General features: G+C 44.1%; 12 protein-coding genes and 1 pseudogene. 7 read left to right on the forward strand and 6 right to left on the reverse strand.

The features are described 5' to 3' along the window. Together QA601_06280 and QA601_06285 are read right to left on the reverse strand one after the other, a co-directional pair. Positions 1–1,470 (reverse strand): ATPase domain-containing protein, encoded by a 1,470-nt coding sequence (locus tag QA601_06280; protein ID MDG5814674.1) that lies wholly within the window; start codon positions 1,468–1,470, stop codon positions 1–3. A 414-nt stretch (positions 1,471–1,884) separates the two neighbouring features. Next, complete coding sequence (locus QA601_06285) at positions 1,885–2,658, reverse strand: hypothetical protein (GenBank protein MDG5814675.1); 774 nt, start codon at positions 2,656–2,658, stop codon at positions 1,885–1,887. A 602-nt stretch (positions 2,659–3,260) separates the two neighbouring features. Between QA601_06285 and QA601_06290 the strand changes: the two genes are divergently transcribed. The 3 genes and pseudogenes from QA601_06290 to QA601_06300 all read left to right on the forward strand — a co-directional run bounded on the left by QA601_06290 (position 3,261) and on the right by QA601_06300 (position 9,948). Continuing rightward, the gene (locus QA601_06290; GenBank protein ID MDG5814676.1) at positions 3,261–8,600 is read left to right on the forward strand and encodes a PAS domain S-box protein; all 5,340 of its coding nucleotides are present in this window, start codon (positions 3,261–3,263) and stop codon (positions 8,598–8,600) included. A gap of 119 nt (positions 8,601–8,719) precedes the next feature. Beyond that, complete coding sequence (locus QA601_06295) at positions 8,720–9,427, forward strand: hypothetical protein (GenBank protein MDG5814677.1); 708 nt, start codon at positions 8,720–8,722, stop codon at positions 9,425–9,427. A gap of 166 nt (positions 9,428–9,593) precedes the next feature. Then, positions 9,594–9,948 (forward strand): annotated as a pseudogene (locus tag QA601_06300) (integrase core domain-containing protein). A gap of 381 nt (positions 9,949–10,329) precedes the next feature. Here the strand turns inward: QA601_06300 and QA601_06305 are convergent. The 3 genes from QA601_06305 to QA601_06315 form a co-directional block, all read right to left on the reverse strand. After that, positions 10,330–11,661: an MBL fold metallo-hydrolase gene (locus QA601_06305; protein ID MDG5814678.1), complete on the reverse strand. Its 1,332-nt coding sequence runs from the start codon at positions 11,659–11,661 to the stop codon at positions 10,330–10,332. 437 nt (positions 11,662–12,098) lie between these two features. After that, a complete protein-coding gene (locus tag QA601_06310) occupies positions 12,099–12,494 on the reverse strand; it encodes an endonuclease domain-containing protein (protein MDG5814679.1) in 396 nt (131 codons plus the stop codon). A gap of 273 nt (positions 12,495–12,767) precedes the next feature. Next, positions 12,768–13,538: a hypothetical protein gene (locus QA601_06315; GenBank protein ID MDG5814680.1), complete on the reverse strand. Its 771-nt coding sequence runs from the start codon at positions 13,536–13,538 to the stop codon at positions 12,768–12,770. A gap of 213 nt (positions 13,539–13,751) precedes the next feature. On the opposite strand from QA601_06315, the gene QA601_06320 reads away from it, so the two are divergent. Continuing rightward, the gene (locus QA601_06320; GenBank protein MDG5814681.1) at positions 13,752–14,411 is read left to right on the forward strand and encodes a hypothetical protein; all 660 of its coding nucleotides are present in this window, start codon (positions 13,752–13,754) and stop codon (positions 14,409–14,411) included. Between the two features lie 247 nt (positions 14,412–14,658). Here QA601_06320 and QA601_06325 read toward each other — a convergent pair whose 3' ends face one another. Further along, the gene (locus tag QA601_06325) at positions 14,659–14,859 is read right to left on the reverse strand and encodes a hypothetical protein (GenBank protein ID MDG5814682.1); all 201 of its coding nucleotides are present in this window, start codon (positions 14,857–14,859) and stop codon (positions 14,659–14,661) included. Between the two features lie 334 nt (positions 14,860–15,193). Here QA601_06325 and QA601_06330 point away from each other — a divergent pair, with 334 nt between their 5' ends. From QA601_06330 to gmd, 3 genes are all read left to right on the forward strand, one after another. Then, positions 15,194–15,673 (forward strand): NUDIX domain-containing protein, encoded by a 480-nt coding sequence (locus tag QA601_06330; protein MDG5814683.1) that lies wholly within the window; start codon positions 15,194–15,196, stop codon positions 15,671–15,673. A gap of 133 nt (positions 15,674–15,806) precedes the next feature. Next, positions 15,807–16,766 (forward strand): GDP-L-fucose synthase, encoded by a 960-nt coding sequence (locus tag QA601_06335; protein MDG5814684.1) that lies wholly within the window; start codon positions 15,807–15,809, stop codon positions 16,764–16,766. Positions 16,767–16,847: 81 nt separating this feature from the next. Continuing rightward, positions 16,848–17,912, forward strand: a complete 1,065-nt coding sequence (gene gmd / locus QA601_06340; protein ID MDG5814685.1) for a GDP-mannose 4,6-dehydratase — start codon at positions 16,848–16,850, stop codon at positions 17,910–17,912. Positions 17,913–17,975: the final 63 nt, after the last annotated feature.

The raw sequence follows: 17,975 nt of genomic DNA on the forward strand, positions 1-17,975 counted from the left end.
TTAGTTGTTTTCCTTTGGTGGCAAATCGGAGCCGGTATATTTTGGTGATCCGGTTCCGATACCCTCAAACTCCTCTAACACCGGACCAATATGCACCCCCTGTGAATCCATATACAGCTCCCTGATTGATCGCTGGTGATTACCCGTACGCTTTTTCACCACCGATAAAGCCTTATGCACTTCACCCCTGTGTTCAAAATAGCCAAGATTAATCACCGTATCTGCCACATAGGAAACATTAAAGGTATGTTCCGCTGCACTTAACCCAAAACCGACATGATGAGCCATGGTTAAAAAGGTAACTACACCCTGGACACTGAGAAAACTGGCCAATTCATGAATATGTACCGAAAGAAAGTGCTCATCAGGGAGTGCATACGCATACCCGTTTAGGCTATCGATAATAATTTGTGAGATATCCTCATTGAGCACAGAACGAACAATAATATCAGTGAATTCACCTGCCGACAGTTCCGCAGGATCAACCTGATTAAAGACAATACGGCCATCGTTCATGTAAACATCTATGTCTATCCCAAGACTTCTGGTTCTCTTAACAAAGGTGGATATGCGTTCGTCAAAGCAAAATACCAAAGTGCGCTCATCGCGTAGTGCCGCAGCTGAAGCGAACTGGGACGCAAGCGCTGACTTGCCGGTACCGGCGGCACCCTGAAGAAGGACGCATGTACTGCGGTCTATTCCACCACCCAGGTTGAAATCAAGCTCAGCAATACCACTTGAAACTAATTCGGGTGGAAATTTCCTGCGATAATCAGATGAGATCAGACGGGGAAAAACCCTTACACCTCCCTTTACAATTTTATAATCGTGGAAACCAGAGATGAAAGGGTGACCACGGAGTTTTTCCACACGAATACGACGCCGGTCTGGTCCATAAAGAGGTTCGCTCCGGCTCATCTCGATTACACCGTGCACAATGGTCTTCAAAATGGTGTTTTCTTCCCCTACCGTATCGGTCAACAGAGCGGTACAGGAACGGGGCTCCAGAAATCGCTTCAGCGTCATTAGTTGTCGCTGGTACCAGCTGTTTTCTCTTGCAAGCAATCGTATTTCACTCAGAGAGTCTATCACCACTCTTTGAGGACTATACTCTCTAATTAAATTAATCAGCTTTTCGACGATCTGGGGCAGCTCAATCTCAACAGGGTAGAGCATCGTTTGACCAGGGCCCGGCTTATCGCCAAAATGAGTGGAGATGTGTTCAATCTTAAGCCCCTTAAGTGACCACCCATGAGAGGTGGCTATTCGCTTAATCTCAAGTTCTGTCTCCGATGTGCAAAGATAAAGACATCGCTCCTTATCTGCAACACCCTTTAGCAAAAACTGAAGCGATAGCGTCGTTTTCCCGCTACCGCTTGTACCATATATGCCATACATCTGATCCCGGGGTAAACCGCCCTGAAGAATTTTATCCAGGCCGGAAATACCGGATTTCATATATTCAGTCATTTCTGCCACTATTACCCACTCTCCTTTACCATCAAATTTTTAAGCAAACAGGTATAAATCTAACGCTGTTTATCCTGTGGCCTGTTTTGCTGCTGTTTTTTGTTCTGAGTCTGAGACGCTCCTCTGATACGCTACGTCCTTAAGCCAAGTTCCATCAACTGTTTCATATACGCTTCTTGAAAGCCCCAACCTTCAACATCACCGTTTTTTATATAATTAATTGATTTTCTGATCGGAGCACCCTTTTGCCCTTAAGCGCCAATACTGTACTCTATTCCAAAGCCCTTGCGTGGTGATAAGCTTTCGATTTGAAGCGCGGCCTACTCCCCGTGATCGCAAATATTATTCCCCTGTCTTCCCTCTAGTGTATATCCCTATTGAAACCAGCAATCAGAGCTGCCAGAAAGTAGGCCGCTACAATCGGTACCGACATTTAATGAGTAGTTTTGCCGCAAAATCTCTGACCTCAGGTACCAATAGTTGCTCAGCGTCTTTTTCCAAACCGATTCCGGACAGTATCAGACTTCTCACGGTTTCAAACTGAATCCCTCTGTTAGGATCATTAAGATTCTTGTACAAAAACTCTTTTGCACCCAAGTCGTGTAGACCACTCAGAGATCGTATTACCTTGTATTTAACCATTTCTGTCTGATGAATACTGTACAAGCCAATAATTTTACGAGAGTCCATTTTGACCCTGTGAGAATACACCATATGACCAATAACATCAATCAGTTGCTCTAAAGCCAAAAGCGATTGCAATTGGTATGCAAAATCAATAAACCGACCGAGATACTGTTTATCAAAACGGCACAGTGTACGTGCGGCTAAATCTCGTGGCAATGGGTAGGATGTTTTTAGAAAGCCTTTTTGGGGAATCTCTTTTTGCTGATTATTACCAATTGTAGAGAGCATTTCAAGCAGATATGGATAGGCACTATCCTGTAGCGTAACTAAAGACTCACAAACAGCTATCCGTGTATATAATTTCTTCTCCACCCAAAGCCGATCGCATAGAGCTTTAACTGATCTCTCAGTCCCACATTCAGACAGTAATTTAGAAGCGATTGTTCTTTTAGCCGCAACTGATGAATAAAGCATTTTTATCAGTGTATCTTCACTGTACCCTTTAAAGGGAGCGAGTTCATCATCCCCGATTTCACCTCTGCCTCTTCTATCGTTTACCATCGTGTTGCCTGATCCAATTGTTTTTAGCGGATAACTACGTTATTATCTCAGGAAAATATATCTTCCCTGTATTGTTACAGGAGCTTTTGAGATATTAGTGCATAGGAGTTTTGCTGAGCTTATTCAATTTCCCTTTCCTGCAAAACTGTCCCGAAGGCTAACACATACCCCCTATTGTACCTTTGGGCAGCATTTGTTTTAATACTTGTCTCCCAAAAAAGAGTCCCTCTAATGCCAGTTTATACAACCCCTTACAGCTACTCCAAGGCTTAAAATGTTCTTAGTTTGAACTATTTAACAAAAAATTTAAACGAAACTCTTTACACCCTGGGTATAATTTGATATAATGATTGTAAGAATTTACTGCTGGTTTTTTGGATAGACTTCCATCTTCCTGACAGAGGGCCATAAGCGATTGTTTAAGCGCTTCAAAATTCGCTGGTGCTTGCAAGAGAAGGTAACATGTGATAAACATAATTGCCACATTTCTGTTCAGTTTTATGACTGTGTTCAGAGCTAAGCAGAAAAACCTTTGATTTTTTGTGATGAAGATGACATCCAGAAGCAAAGGAGATAAGGGGTTTGGGCAAAAAGGAAAATATATGGGAAATGAGACTAATCCAATCATAAACAACCCTATTATGGGCTATGCTCACCACCGTATTATTCTAAACGATATGGGGATTCCCATAGATTATGAGTTTTTAGAAGTAAACAGGGCATTTGAAACTATCACCGGATTAAAACGAGAGGAACTGATCGGTTGCACTGTTCGCCAGGTACTTCCCGATATTCAAAAGGATCAGTTCGATTGGATTGGCTGTTATGGTGAAGTGGCACTTAAAGGGGGTGAGAGGGTGTTTGAGCAGTACACAATGCCATTTAAGAGGTGGTATAAGGTACATGCTTATAGTCCCCAAAAGTATTTCTTTTCCACCACTTTTGTTGATGTAAGTACAAATCATTTCATAGCAGAAGCATCAAAAGAGATGAGTGCTTATTCAGTGGAAAATGTTGACTACCAAAAAATTGCCGAAACAATGCTTACTCTTTCGGGTGCCAAATATGTGGGATTAAATAAATTTGAAAAGAATGGAAAGAATTTTAGAACGGTTGCCCTGACAGGTGAAAAGGATCATCTGAAAAGGGCCCAAAAAATTCTAAACTCCAGGCTTATAAAAAAAGAGTGGGCATATGACCCAATCCGTGAAAAAAAGACAAAAGATAATAAAACAACCTTTTTTGATAATCTTCATGAGCTTACGGGTGATTCATTACCCGGTTCTTTAATAAAGGTAGTGGAAAAAACCTTTCATTTGGGTAAAGTCGTCGTCGTTAAAGCTATTAAGGATGATACAATCCTGGGAGATTTTACGCTTATCTATGAATCAGAAAAAGAGTTGCAAAACCAGGTTATAGTAGAGGCCTATTCTGATATTACCGGCATGCTTTTTAGCAGAATTTATGCTGAAAATGATTTAAAGAAGCAAAAAGAGGAGCTTGAGTGTTTTTTCTCGATGAACCTTGATCTTTTATGTATTGCCGATCTTAATGGCTACTTTTTAAAAACCAATGAAGCGTGGGGCCAGGTGCTTGGCTACGCGACCGAAGATCTGAACAAAAGAAAGTTTCTTGACTTCGTGCACCCTGATGACCTTAAGCCTACTTTGGAAGCAATACAAGATCTGTCTGAAGGTAAGGATATCCTAAATTTCGTCAACAGATACAAATCTAAAGATGGCAGCTACCGATACATCGAATGGCGGTCTCATCCTAAAGATAATCTTATTTATGCTGCAGCCCGGGATATAACTGAACGAATCACCAATGAAAAAAAAATCCAAAAACAAAATCGGTTCCAGAAAATTGTTACCGATATCTCAGCTCTTTTTACAGGAATTCAGGGACAGCATGAGTTTGATACAAGTGCTAATACAACCTTACAGAAGCTCGGAGATTTTTTTAGTGCAGACCGGGGCTATATTTATCAATTGTCTGAAGACCAGGGTAGGATGAGCAGCACCCATAGATGGTGTTCGGAAAACACTACTTTGCCAATGCTTCATTTTCGGGATATATTGGTGGATTCACTTCCCTGGTGGAAATATCATATAACAGCAGAAGACTTTGTTCATATACCGAGTGTAGAAAAACTGCCCGACGAAGCAAAAGTCGAAAAAAAGAGATTACTATCAAACGGAATCAAATCTGTTCTCACGGTGCCAATGTATGGTGATCGTGGACAATTAAAGGGCTTTTTAGGTTTCGACAAGGTTCGCACTACCTATTGCTGGTCCCAAGAAGCGATCTCCATGCTAAAAGTTATTGGGGGTATCATTGGTAACTCCATAGAACGTATGCGTACTCTGGACAAACTAAAGGAGAGCAAAGAAAAAACAGCAGCAATACTAAGAAGTATGGATGACCTCGTTTTTGTACTTGATCGTAATCTGACTATTAAAAGTATACATCCATTCAAATCCAAACACCTGCTTTTTAAACCCGAATTTTTCCTTGGACAAAGTTTTGATGAAGTTGGGTTCCCCGAACCAGCATATAGCACATTAAAGAAAAGTCTTTCAGAATGTCTGCAATCCAACGATTCCACTTCCGCGCGATATTCTATTGATCTGCCTGCAGGCAGATTCTGGTTTGACGCAAAAATAACTATTCTTAAAGACAAGGATGGTAACACGGCCGGACTAACCTGTGTTATCCGAAACATAACAGACACTATAAAACAGGAACAGGAGTTACTCAGGGAAAAAAGGCAGAGTGAAATATTTTTTAACCAATCTCTTCATGGATTTTTCATAAGTGTATTGGATGAGCCAGTCGAATGGAACGACTGTACCGACAAGGAAAAGGTTTTAGGCTATGTATTAAGTAACCAGCGAATCGTTAGAGTCAACAAGGCTCTGCTTGATCAGTATGGTGCAGATGAAAAGGAACTCATTGGCACTACTGTGGAAGAACTGTTTAAGCATGACATCCTGCATGCCAGAAGCATATACCGTGGGTTACTTGACCGTGGCTCCTGGCATGTAGAAACCATTGAACGAAAGATGGATGGAACACCCATAATTATTGATGGTGACTATATTTGCATGTATGATGAGCAGGGCCGTGTTACAGGACATTTTGGTGTTCAGGTGGATGTAACTCAAAAGAAAAAACAGGAAGAGCAGATCCGCTTTCAAAGCACTATTGTCCAAAACATGACCGATGCTGTTGTAGCCACTGATTTAAACTTCAAAATAACCTATATGAATCAGGCAGCAGAAAATCTTTTCGGTTACTCTCTTGAAGAAGTTAAAGGTGAAAACTTTGGGATATTAAATGCCAAAGCTATGACTCATATCAGTGAGAATAGTTTGTACGATTCTCTGATTAAAGGAAAAGTGTACAAGTCAGAGGCAATTAACAGGCGTAAGGATGGCAGCACATTTAATTGTGAATACAAATTCATGTCCCTGCCAGACAAATTTGGTGAAACTACAGGGTTTGTGGTCATTCAGAACGATGTGACTGCCCAAAGAAAGGCAGAAAAATCTTTACGTGAGAGTGAAGAGAGAATCAAACAGATCATGGCTAACACCCCTGCGGTGATTTATAGTTACAAAATAGACACAAAAGGAAACCGTCACCTTGTTTTTATAAATGATAAGGTCAAAGATATACTTGGTTTTAAACCCGAAAGCTTTATCGGCCATATGGAGTTTTGGGAAAGCCGTATTCATCCTGAAGATCTCAGTAATGTACTGTCAAAAATAGCACGTCTGAAGGACCATCCCAAAACAGAAATTATATACCGTTTCAAGAACAGTAGTGGGCACTGGAGATGGATAATGGACAGACATTGTGTTACAAACAGAAGCGAGCAGGACACCGAAGTTTCAGGAGCATGGTCAGACATCACCGTTCGTAAAGAGTCGGAGGAAGTGCTGCGTGTTTACCAGAGAAGGTTATCGCTTGCCCAGGAATTTGCTCGTGCGGGCACATGGGAATATGATATACAAACATCTTACCTCTACTGGTCTCCTGAATGTGAGGCCTTGTTTGGCCTGAAGAAAGGATCCTTTGATGGAACATTCGATACGTTTCTGTCTTTTGTACACCCTGAAGATAGAGAGCGTGTAGTCAAAACCAGTGAACCTATTAAAATTCTGCAACAGGATACCCCTTTTGAATTTGAGCACAGAATAATAACCCCAAAAGGAGAGATTCGTTGGGTTAGAGAATCAGCAGGTGTTATTCGTGATCAACATAACAAAGCAGTCAAGGTAACCGGGTTTGTCATGGATATTACAGACAAAAAACAGACTGAAAATGAATTACTGCTCGCCAAGGAACAGGCCGAAACCGCTAACAAAGCCAAAAGTGAATTTCTGGCAAATATGAGTCATGAGATCCGTACGCCTCTTAATGGTGTAATTGGCTTTACTGATTTGCTCAAAGATACCCCCCTTACTTCCGCGCAAAAGCAATATGTAGACAAAGCAAATGTCTCCGGACACGCTTTGCTTGGTATCATAAATGACATCCTCGATTTCTCAAAGATTGAGGCTGGTATGATGGAGCTGGAAGTTATCAGAACAGACCTGATAGAACTTATGGAAAACAGCGTGGATATCATAAAATACGCAGCCAGCAGAAAAAACCTTGAAGTGCTGTTAAATATCGACAGTACGATGCCCCGCTTTGCAATGGTAGATCCGGTCCGCCTCAAACAAATTTTTGCCAATCTGCTCGGCAATGCAATTAAGTTTACCGAAAACGGAGAGGTGGAACTGAAAGTAACCTATCAGGAGAAGCAGAAAAACTACGGAAAGCTTGCCTTTTCAGTCCGTGATACGGGAATTGGAATCACTGAAGCACAGAGAGAAAAGCTGTTTAAAGCGTTCTCTCAGGCAGATAGTTCTACCACACGGAAATTTGGGGGGACCGGACTTGGACTAATTATTTCCGATATGATAGCCAAAAAAATGGGCAGTAAAATTAATATCACCAGTACCCATGGTGAAGGAACAACGTTCTACTTTGACCTCTACACCGAAACCGACAAGGGTAATAAACAGAATTCTACAACTCTAAAGCACATCAAACGGTGCCTCATAATAGATGACAATGAAAACAACCGCCTGATTCTAAAACATATGCTAAGTAAGTGGCGTATTGCCAGCGAAACGTGCAGTAGCGGTCTTGAGGCGATTAAACTTCTTGAAGAAGCATCGTCACCTTTTGATGTAATCATCTCCGATTACAATATGCCCCATATGAATGGTATGGAGACAATACGCGTTATCCGTGAAAAGCTAAAACTAACAAGTGATATTCAATCGGTTATTCTACTCCACTCCTCCTCAGAGGAAGCACTGCTGCGAAAACAATGCGATGAAATGGGTGTACGGTTTCGCTTGACTAAGCCAGTAAAATCAGACGACCTTTTTTCTTATCTTTGTAATCTCCATGATTCAAATTTAACAACAGAAAACCGGAAGCAATCTACTGTTTCTGATGTGGCACAAACATCCAAAAAAGCCCAAACAGAAGGTACGTTCAAAATACTGATTGCCGAAGATGTCCCTTTGAATAAAATAATGCTTACAGCGATGCTTGGCGGTTTATATCCCAACGCAATTGTTTTCGAAGCCCAAAACGGTCTCGAAACGGTAAAGCTCTATAACGACCAAAACCCTGATCTGATCCTTATGGATGTACAAATGCCTGAGATGGATGGACTGGAGGCTACAAAAGAGATACGCAGACAAGAAGAACAAACCAAAAAACATGTACCCATTGTCGCACTGACTGCAAGTGCGTTAAAAGAGGAACGGGATAAATGTCTTAGCACAGGAATGGATGATTTCCTAACCAAACCGATACAACAGGAAAAACTCGCCTCGGTGATAAATGATTTTATTCGCACAAAGAGCAAGTGACTAGTTTGTTTTTGCAATAAGAGCTGCGAATTGGATTACGCAAGGTTATAGTACCAGTGCCGGTCAATTTCCAAGGCAGAAAACGTTTCAGGATACCTGCCCTGTACCAGCGCCTGGAAATGTCTATATACTACCCCAAAAGGGTTTTCTATTTTAGCCCCATGAAAATCCTTTTTCCCACAAATCTCGATGTCATCAACGAATATCCCGCGCTTTCAGCGCTTGGGATCTTTTTATGCGCCAGCACCCGGGGCTGCGCCAGAAGACTGGCTTACCCCGGGCTATTATATTGCGCGCTTTCAGCGCTTAAGAAAAAGACCAAGGCCAAAGAAAGTATCATCTACAATAGTGGCCGCCCTGTTGAGCTGGAAGGAGCAAGAGAAAGGAACACTCCTTCTAAAAAAACCATAGATCATACAAATTCGTCTGTTAGCATGATTAACCGATGGGAATTAGTATGTATTACCCCGAAGGGGTTATTCATATTAGCCCCAGGTTTCTCTACCTGGGGCGATCTGGTATTTTCTAAGGTTGGAAGGTTTTTGAGATACTGGTCAATTAGTGAATTCCCGATAGAACAGTTACGCCTCTCGGCTACGCTCGAGGAACTGATTAAGTGCATTGTCCATAACACCCACCTGAGGTGTGGATTCATCTCTTCATCTCTTCATCTCTTCATCTCTTCATCTCTTCATCTCTTCATTCCTTCATTCCTTCATTCCTTCATTCCTTCATTCCTTCATTCCTTCATTCCTTCATTCCTTCATTCCTTCATTCCTTCATTCCTTCATTCCAAATTCCAAATTCCTCCCGCGCTCATAGCCTAAGGCTCCCCCCAAGCGGGTCTTCACACGCTTTCACCACCTGGCCTCCGTAGCTCCCGCGGAGGAGGCCCATAAAATCCTGTTATCTGTTCCTATCGAATAAGAGAGTGTGTGTGTCAAAAAACAGGGTGACTCAGTCAGCCAGTGTCGGTAGTATGATACAGAAATGGTGTTAAGGGCCCTTAGAAGAGCAATTAGAAACAGAAATCCTCAACCTGGTGTTATGATACACTCTGATCGAGGCACCCAGTATGCAAGTGAAGCCTTCAGGGCGGAGTTAGAGAAACATGATTTTATTCAAAGCATGTCCAGGAAAGGTAACTGTTGGGATAATGCTGTTGCAGAGTCCTTTTTCAATTTATAAAACCGAATTGGTTTATCATGAAGCATTCACTGACAGGCAGCATGTTCTAAGTAGCACCTTTGAATATATTGAGCACTACTATAACAGGAAAAGAAGACACAGTGCAACAGGATACTTGTCACCAGTTGATTTCGAAAACCATTTTAAGAAGGCAGCATAAAACCGTGTCTACTTTTTCAGGGAAGATCCAGGTTTCCTACCCTATGCGATTCCCAGACCCTATGCGTTTTCGGGGTATTTTAATCCAATACCAAACGTTTGATTATGCGAAGATGGGTAGTTACCAATTCCCCAAAAAAATAAAGCCACACACCACATCAGGGTATTTTATCCAATACCAAACGTTTGCCTATGCGAAGATGGGTAGTTAACAGTTCCAAAAAAATAAAGCCACACACCACATCAAAATACCACGGTACCACCGATGTAATACCCCGAAGGGGTTACGGCCATAGCATGGGGTTTCCTACCCTATGCTATTCCAGACCCTATGCTATTCCAGACCCTATGCTATTTTTGGACTCATGGAATTCTCTGTTGTTTATTCTCTTTTCACACACTCTCCCTGTCCCGCCGTCTTCATCGCCGTCCCGCAGTTATCTTCCAAAAGCTCCTGTAGCGTTCTGATCGCCGTAGGCTCTCCATGGTTTACAATCCATTGTATGTCTTTGCCCGGTACAGCACCGGCCCATTGCAAAAGTTCATCCTGACCGGCATGGGCCGAAAAGCCACCAATGGTTTCGATCCGTGCGTTTACATTTATCCTGTCTTTGCCGATCTCCACAGTGTTTGCGCCATCAACCAGACTCCGGCCGGGGGTGCCCTGTGCCTGATACCCCACAATCATCACCGTGGTTGATTGGTGGGGAAGAAAGGTTTTGAGATGATTTACAATTCTTCCTCCGGTACACATACCCGATCCGGCAATCACAATGAAAGGCGGGCGCATTCGCGCGATCGATTCTGACTGATTATAGGAGTCTACTATTTTAAGGCCTGTAAATTTAAGAGGTTTATCACCTGCCCTGAGTTTGGCACGTGCCTCGTCATCGTAGTTATCCCGGTAGCGGCTGTAAATTTTGGTTATGTTCGCTGCCATGGGTGAATCCACAAACACCGGCAGGGGATCAATTTCCCCCGACTGAACCAGCGTATTAAGGTGATAGAGCATCTCCTGTGTTCTACCGATGGCAAAGGCGGGGATAAGAAGCACTCCCCTGTTTTCTATGGTGGTTTTTACAATTGAAGCAAATTCCCTGATAGTGTTATCCCGGTCACGGTGATTGCGGTTCCCGTAGGTGGATTCAATGACCACCGTATCGAAAGGCTCTTTCCAGTTTCTGTGGGGGTCCCTGATAAGGGGGGTATTAAGCGGGCCAATATCGCCGGAGAAAAGTGCCCCCTTATCTCCGGCCCGGGCCTCTATATGAGAGGAGCCCATGATATGGCCTGCGTCATAAAGTTTAAATCTGATATCTTTAATGGTGAATGGTACCTGATAGTTGAGGTACAGAAGCCTGCCGCGGGTTTCCTTTACCGCTTCCATGTCGTAGTGGCTATAGGGGCAGTTTCCCCCAAGACGCGCCGAGTCCTGCCATATAACCGGAGCGATCTCACAGGTGGCATACTGACCGTAAACAGAGCCCTTAAAGCCCTGCTGTACAAGTTGTGGTATTTCTCCTATGTGATCCAGATGCCCATGCGTCATCAATACCGCGTCGATCGATTGGGGATCAACCGGAAGCGTTGAATCTTTTTTCGCCTCGTTACCCTGGATGGTTCCACAATCGATCAGCACTCTGGTTTTTTTGTATTCAACAAGGATACAGGAGCCGGTGACACTGTTTTTTGCTCCCAGAAGTGTGATATTCATCACAGTTCTCCAATGGTTATGGTTGTTTTTTAACGCTTTGGTAATAATATATAAGGTGGAATCTTACAAAACAAAAATTTTATTTGACTAGCAAAAGCTATTGAATGGGTTCCCCTTCTCCCCGTGGGAGAAGGGGACAGGGGATGAGGCCCTAACGCTCCACTCACACCCAACCCACCCGCACCTCCCAACAATCCAAGAGACCTCACCCCGGCCTTCGGCCACCCCTCTCCCACAGGAGAGGGACACGCAGAAACGCTTCACTTAGCACCAAAAATTCGGCTTGGTCTGTAAAAAAGATTGGGAGAAAAACAAACACAAACTTTACACTTACAATCCAAAAGCCAATGAATGGGTCCCCCTTCTCCCCCCGGGAGAAAGGGACAGGGGATGAGGCCCGAATGATCTAAAAACCCCCCAACATTTCCCCCTAAATATTAAGCCATTCTTTCCTTAGCTGTTAAAATAATTGTTTGGAGACACTCTTCTATACACCCAAACACCTTCTCGTTTGGTATTCGCAGCGTATAAATCCCCCTTCCCTTAAAAACAGTCTCTCTGTATTTATCACGATTCATCTGCCTAGGGGTTTGGTGCACCAGTCCATCAACCTCAATAACAAGTTTTGCTTTTTCACAATAGAAATCAGCTATAAATCCTTGGATTAGCTGTTGTCTTCGAAATTTCAAACCTGCTAGCTTTCTGTTACGCAACCGGTTCCAAAGAACTTTTTCTGCAGGAGTGCACTTTTTTCGCAACCTTCGGGCATTGGCTATTTGACTATCCTTTAATCGCTGAGATCTGATTATGCCGCTGGTAAGCGATTTTACCATATTGATTTTCTCACTGTTAGGTGTACAACCTTACTGAATAGGTTCCCCTACTACCGGGAGACCTCACCCCGGCCTTCGGCCACCCCTCTCCCACAGGAGAGGGACACGCAGAAACGTTTCACCTAGCACCAAAAATTCGGTTTGGTCTGGAAAAAAGATCGGAAGAAAAAACAAACCCAAACTTTACACATAACAAACTAAGAGCCACTGAATGGGTTCCCCTTCTCCCCGTGGGAGAAGGGGACAGGGGATGAGGTCTCCCCCCCTTTCACCTTACTCGCAGGAACAGCTTGCTTCCTCTTGTTCCGGTGTCTCTTCTGTAACCGGTTTTCTGGGCCGTCTTCTTGGTGGAGAAACCCGGAACTGATCGGCAAGTTCTCTTTTAAATCTAAACGCCCAGCGTGCATGGTGCAGTTTTGGGTCGAGGGAGGTTTTAAGCAGGGTAAAACTCTTATCCCGTTCGATACGCAGCTCCGGGGATGTACTTCTGTCCAGTGTCGCTATTGCAAGCAGTGCGGATAGTTTTGAAGAAAGCAGTGCGGCTTGCCGGACATTTTCCATATCGTAATTGATCCTCCTAAGCGGTTCGGGATTTTCTCTGAACAGAACAGAAACATCATTTAAATCCTGAATAAAGTCCGCATTGGATGCTCCCTCACGGATAACACTTAACCGTCCACGAATATGCGGGTCATCTGCGTAGACAAAATCTCCTGTCACCATAAGGTCATAGAGCAGTAATTCCGCTTCATCTTTTGCCGCAAGCCACTCTTTTCTCGATTTGGCATCAGGAAAATTGATCATTGCGCACTGGGAGTGCAGTTCTCTGCTGGAACCAATCAGTTGGGGTATTTTTTCCGCCTTTTCCCAATCCATGTGCATATCAATAAGCGTATCCCTATGTTGTTTCATACGCTTGAAAGCCATCATCGATTCCTGAAGATAATATTTTTGTGGCATATTTACCGAAATGATATCATCCTCACACATTTCATCAAGTAGATGTTTGACCGCCAGGTAATCCTCATGTGGAGTTGTAGCCATTGCAGGGCTCCTTTTTTTGTTGAGGGAATAAATGGTTGATTAAGTAAATTGTTGTTTATATGAGAAATTAAACAATACTTATCTTTTTGTTTGCAATGTTAATGTAGAAAATGTGAGAGCCAGGCAATTTTTGTGAGAGTCTAAAATGAAAATATTTATATTCTTCTTTGAGAGTCAATGCTTTTCTCACTTTTTTTTCAGAAAGGAGAAACGATGGTCAGATACAGGGAAAAAAAACCTGCCCCGTGCCCAAGAATCACCGTACCTGATGTTGCCCAGAAAGCAAATGATATCGTGGTAGCCTGCACAAGAGATCGGGAGGATTTGGAAAAAGCACATTTCCAGTGGGAAAAAGTACAGAAGCTCAATGACCTGGGGTGGGAATGTATGGATGCCCAGGCAGAGTGGATATTCTGCAAAGAAAGAAGCAGAAAGGAGACAAAAGCCTTAGAACGGTATGTAAAAGAGTGCCAATCTCTGAGACGGGAAATAACGGATGGGATGCGGGCCGCAAATACATTCAATCAGTTTCTAATAGTTATTCCTTCCTACCGTAACAGCAAAAGCCGGGCTGAACTGGTACAGGATCTACACGACCTCTTTATTCTGTGTGAGCATTATGAGGAAGACCTTAGAAAGGGTGGGTTCAACACAGCACTCATTCGAAAGGCTTTTGATGAATCGTGGAATCTCTCAAACCAAATCGCTGATACGGTATTAGAAAGAGAACGATTGTTAAAACAGGTTCGTCATCGCAACGAAGTATGTAAGGCGACGGTCGATTTGATCCGCGATATAGGTGGTTTTGCCCGTACTGTCTTCGCTAACGATCCCCGGAAGAGCGATTACCGCACCTCGAGGCGCCATTTCTGATAATTTATCAAAATTTATAGTAGAAACAGATTATAAGAAATAGTACATGAGAGCATTTTAAGCACATCTGAGATGGGCGGACTTATTAAGGACAGTGTCCGCGAGAGTTCCGCCCATGGGCGGACTTGTTCGGGACAGTGTCCGCGAGGGTTCCGCCCATGGGCGGACTTGTTAAGGACAGTGTCCGCAAGGGTTCCGCCCATGGGCGGAGATGTTCGGGACAGTGTCCGCAAGGGTTCCGCCCATCTCAGATGCCCATTATTTGCCATCCGTGACCGTAGCCGGGCTGGCAGTAATGATTACCGGAGCATGAAAAACCCTGAAATCGGCACCTGAAGGGTCTGCCGGAACCATCTGTACCCCAAAAATGGGTATCTGATTGGTTTGCGAAGTCATCTGAAACGCGAAAACGGGTGTCGGAAACCACTACTCCTGAAACAAAAGCCACTGAATGGGTTCTCCTTCTCCCCGTGGGAGAAGGGGACAGGGGATTAGGTCCTACCGAACCCCCCACCACCATGTTTACACCTTTCGTGAACTTCACTCGCACCACACGCCACCTCCCCCCAACCAAACACACCCTACCACCTCTCCCCCACGGTCTAAAACCAAAGTTCACTCAGAAAGAATTTTTCAATTGCAATGATTATTGACCTGAGTTAATTTATCAATGTCCCTTATTTTTTACTCTTTTGAACTGTGCCGCTACCAGTTGTTTTCGCCGGTTTTATAGTATAACAAAACCAACGTGCTAAGTGCCAACGGAAAGGTAAGATACACAAATGACCTCAGCAACTGCTGAAAGTACCTTCATTCCTCAGGATACCTATAATACCATATTAAAGAACATGCCCATCGCCTGTGTGGATTTTGTGCTTATAGCTGATGGAAAGGCGCTTCTTGTTTTAAGAAAGGATGCTCCTGCCAGGGGACAGTGGTGGGTGCCCGGTGGACGTATTATAAAAGGCGAAATGATGCGTGAGACCGCCGCACGAAAAGCGACCGAGGAGGTGGGTATAGAGGTACATGTGGGGCCAATAATCCATACCGACGAAACGATTTTTCCCGATGGCCCCTGTGCGATACCGGTACACAGTATCAATACCTGTTTTTTTGTCTATCCTGCAGAGGGAAGCACCACTCCTTTTCTGGATTCTCATCACGAAGAGTTTCGTTGGGTAGAAAACATTGAGCCGGGACTTCACCCCTATGTGCGCAGATGTCTTGCAGGAGCCGGTTTAAAGGAGAGTGGCGAGAGTTAACGGTGCCCAAAACAGATCCGTGCATCTATGACGGGCGGTACAGTCAGTGTGTATACGTGGTAAGTTGATATAAAAGGTAATAGTTGAAACACAACGGCAAACATTCACCCGGAACAAAGAAAGCAGGTAGCAAATGGAATTGCAGGAAAAGATTTTTGTAGCCGGCCATCGCGGTCTTGTGGGATCTGCGCTCTGTAAAATGCTTCGTAAAAAAGGGTATAAAAATATTATCACCCGCACCCGTGATGAGCTTGATCTTCTGGACCAGGCCCGGGTAGAACAGTTCTTTAAAGAGGAAAAACCAGATTATGTGTTTCTCGCTGCGGCAAAGGTGGGCGGGATTTACGCCAATAACACCTATCCCGCGGAGTTTGCCTATTCAAATATGCAGATACAAAACAACATCGTACACTCCTCCTATAAATCCGGGGTGCAAAAGCTCTGTTTTCTTGGCTCTTCCTGCATCTATCCCAAATTCGCGCCACAGCCCATGAAAGAGGAACACCTTCTTACAGGGCAGCTTGAGCCAACCAACCAGGCATATGCTTTAGCCAAAATAGCGGGAATTACCATGTGCCAAAGCTACAACAAGCAGTATGGTACCAATTTTATCAGTGTGATGCCTACCAACCTTTTTGGTCCGGGGGATAACTATGATCCCATGAATTCTCATGTACTGCCCGCCTTTATAAGAAGATTTCATGAGGCTAAGGAAAACGATACTCCGGTAGTAACCATTTGGGGCACCGGTACACCAAAACGGGAATTTCTCTACTCAGAGGATCTGGCGGATGCCTGTATCTATCTCATGAACAACTATAATGATAGTGAGATTGTAAATATCGGAACCGGCATCGAGGTTAGCATCGCTCAACTGGCTCTTGCCGTTAAAGAGGTGGTTGGTTATGAAGGAGAGATTGAGTACGATTCCACAAAGCCCGACGGCACACCCAGAAAACTTCTTGATTGCGCCAAAATCCACGATCTTGGATGGAAACATAACACAGGACTTAAAGAGGGTATTGAAGCAGCGTACGAAGATTTTTTACAGAGATGGAAAGAGGGTTGCTTTTCTGAACCCCAGCACGCGTAAACAGCTATTCATCACAGCACAGAGCACTGCGGTACCGCGCTCTTTGCGGTGTTACAGAACGGACAAAGGAGATAAAAGTAAATGCGTAAAGTTGCCCTTATTACCGGTATAACAGGCCAGGATGGTTCCTATCTTGCGGAAATTCTGCTGGATAAGGAGTATGATATTCATGGTATCGTGAGGCGGACTTCACAGTATAACCGGGGAAGAATAGAGCCCATTCGTGAGATGGCCGCGGCCAGGGGCAGAAAGTTTGAACTGCACTATGGTGATATGTGTGATTCAAGCAGCCTTCATCGTATAATATCTATTGCCAAACCCTTTGAAATCTATAACCTTGCTGCCCAGAGCCATGTACGGGTATCGTTTGATGAGCCTGAGTACACCAGTGATGTGGATGGCATAGGCGTTATGCGGCTTCTGGAAGCCATACGGCAGACCGGGCTGGATTGTCGGTTTTATCAGGCTTCAACCTCTGAACTCTATGGTAAGGTCCATGAAGTTCCTCAAACGGAAAACACCCCGTTTCACCCCCGATCAACCTATGCGGTTGCCAAGATGTACGCATTCTGGATAGTGAAACACTACCGTGAAGCGTACGGTTTTCATGGCAGTAACGGGATTCTCTTTAATCATGAATCGCCACGAAGGGGTGAAAATTTTGTGACAAGAAAGATCACCTACTCTTTGGCCCGTATCCTTGCCGGTAAACAGAAGGTATTGCGCCTTGGTAATCTTGACGCAAAGCGTGACTGGGGTTACGCGAAAGATTACTGTTATATGATGTGGCGGATGCTCCAGGAGGAGGAGCCCGATGATTATGTTGTTGCCACAGGAGAGACCCACTCGGTGCGGGAATTTGTTGAGCTTGCAACAAAGCATGCGGGTTTTGATCTTGTGTGGGAGGGTGAAGGGGTAAATGAGAAGGGCATCGATCGTAACACCAACAAAGTAATCGTTGAGATCGATCCGCGCTATTACCGTCCCTCTGAGGTTGATCTTCTTTTGGGTGATCCAACCAAAGCCAAAGAGAAACTGGGCTGGACACCAGAGGTGAAATTTGAAGAGTTGGTGGAGATTATGATGCAGGCAGATTTGGAGCTTTTGGGAGTGCAACGTTGCAAAGATGCCGGTGTGGTAGTGTGAGATTGGGGGGCGGAGTTTAGGGGGTAATAGGGAGATTTTCATCCCGACCGTTGCCCCCTTCCT

The organism is Chitinispirillales bacterium ANBcel5 (genome assembly GCA_029688955.1).
GTDB lineage: Bacteria > Fibrobacterota > Chitinivibrionia > Chitinivibrionales > Chitinispirillaceae > Cellulosispirillum > Cellulosispirillum alkaliphilum.

Excerpts from the sequence above, each read along its gene's own strand:
- QA601_06280 (MDG5814674.1), bottom strand. The coding sequence starts at position 1,470 with ATGACTGAATATATGAAATCCGGTATTTCCGGCCTGGATAAAATTCTT.
- QA601_06285 (MDG5814675.1), bottom strand. The coding sequence starts at position 2,658 with ATGGTAAACGATAGAAGAGGCAGAGGTGAAATCGGGGATGATGAACTC.
- QA601_06290 (MDG5814676.1), top strand. The coding sequence starts at position 3,261 with ATGGGAAATGAGACTAATCCAATCATAAACAACCCTATTATGGGCTAT.
- QA601_06295 (MDG5814677.1), top strand. The coding sequence starts at position 8,720 with ATGTCTATATACTACCCCAAAAGGGTTTTCTATTTTAGCCCCATGAAA.
- QA601_06305 (MDG5814678.1), bottom strand. The coding sequence starts at position 11,661 with ATGAATATCACACTTCTGGGAGCAAAAAACAGTGTCACCGGCTCCTGT.
- QA601_06310 (MDG5814679.1), bottom strand. The coding sequence starts at position 12,494 with ATGGTAAAATCGCTTACCAGCGGCATAATCAGATCTCAGCGATTAAAG.
- QA601_06315 (MDG5814680.1), bottom strand. The coding sequence starts at position 13,538 with ATGGCTACAACTCCACATGAGGATTACCTGGCGGTCAAACATCTACTT.
- QA601_06320 (MDG5814681.1), top strand. The coding sequence starts at position 13,752 with ATGGTCAGATACAGGGAAAAAAAACCTGCCCCGTGCCCAAGAATCACC.
- QA601_06330 (MDG5814683.1), top strand. The coding sequence starts at position 15,194 with ATGACCTCAGCAACTGCTGAAAGTACCTTCATTCCTCAGGATACCTAT.
- QA601_06335 (MDG5814684.1), top strand. The coding sequence starts at position 15,807 with ATGGAATTGCAGGAAAAGATTTTTGTAGCCGGCCATCGCGGTCTTGTG.
- gmd (MDG5814685.1), top strand. The coding sequence starts at position 16,848 with ATGCGTAAAGTTGCCCTTATTACCGGTATAACAGGCCAGGATGGTTCC.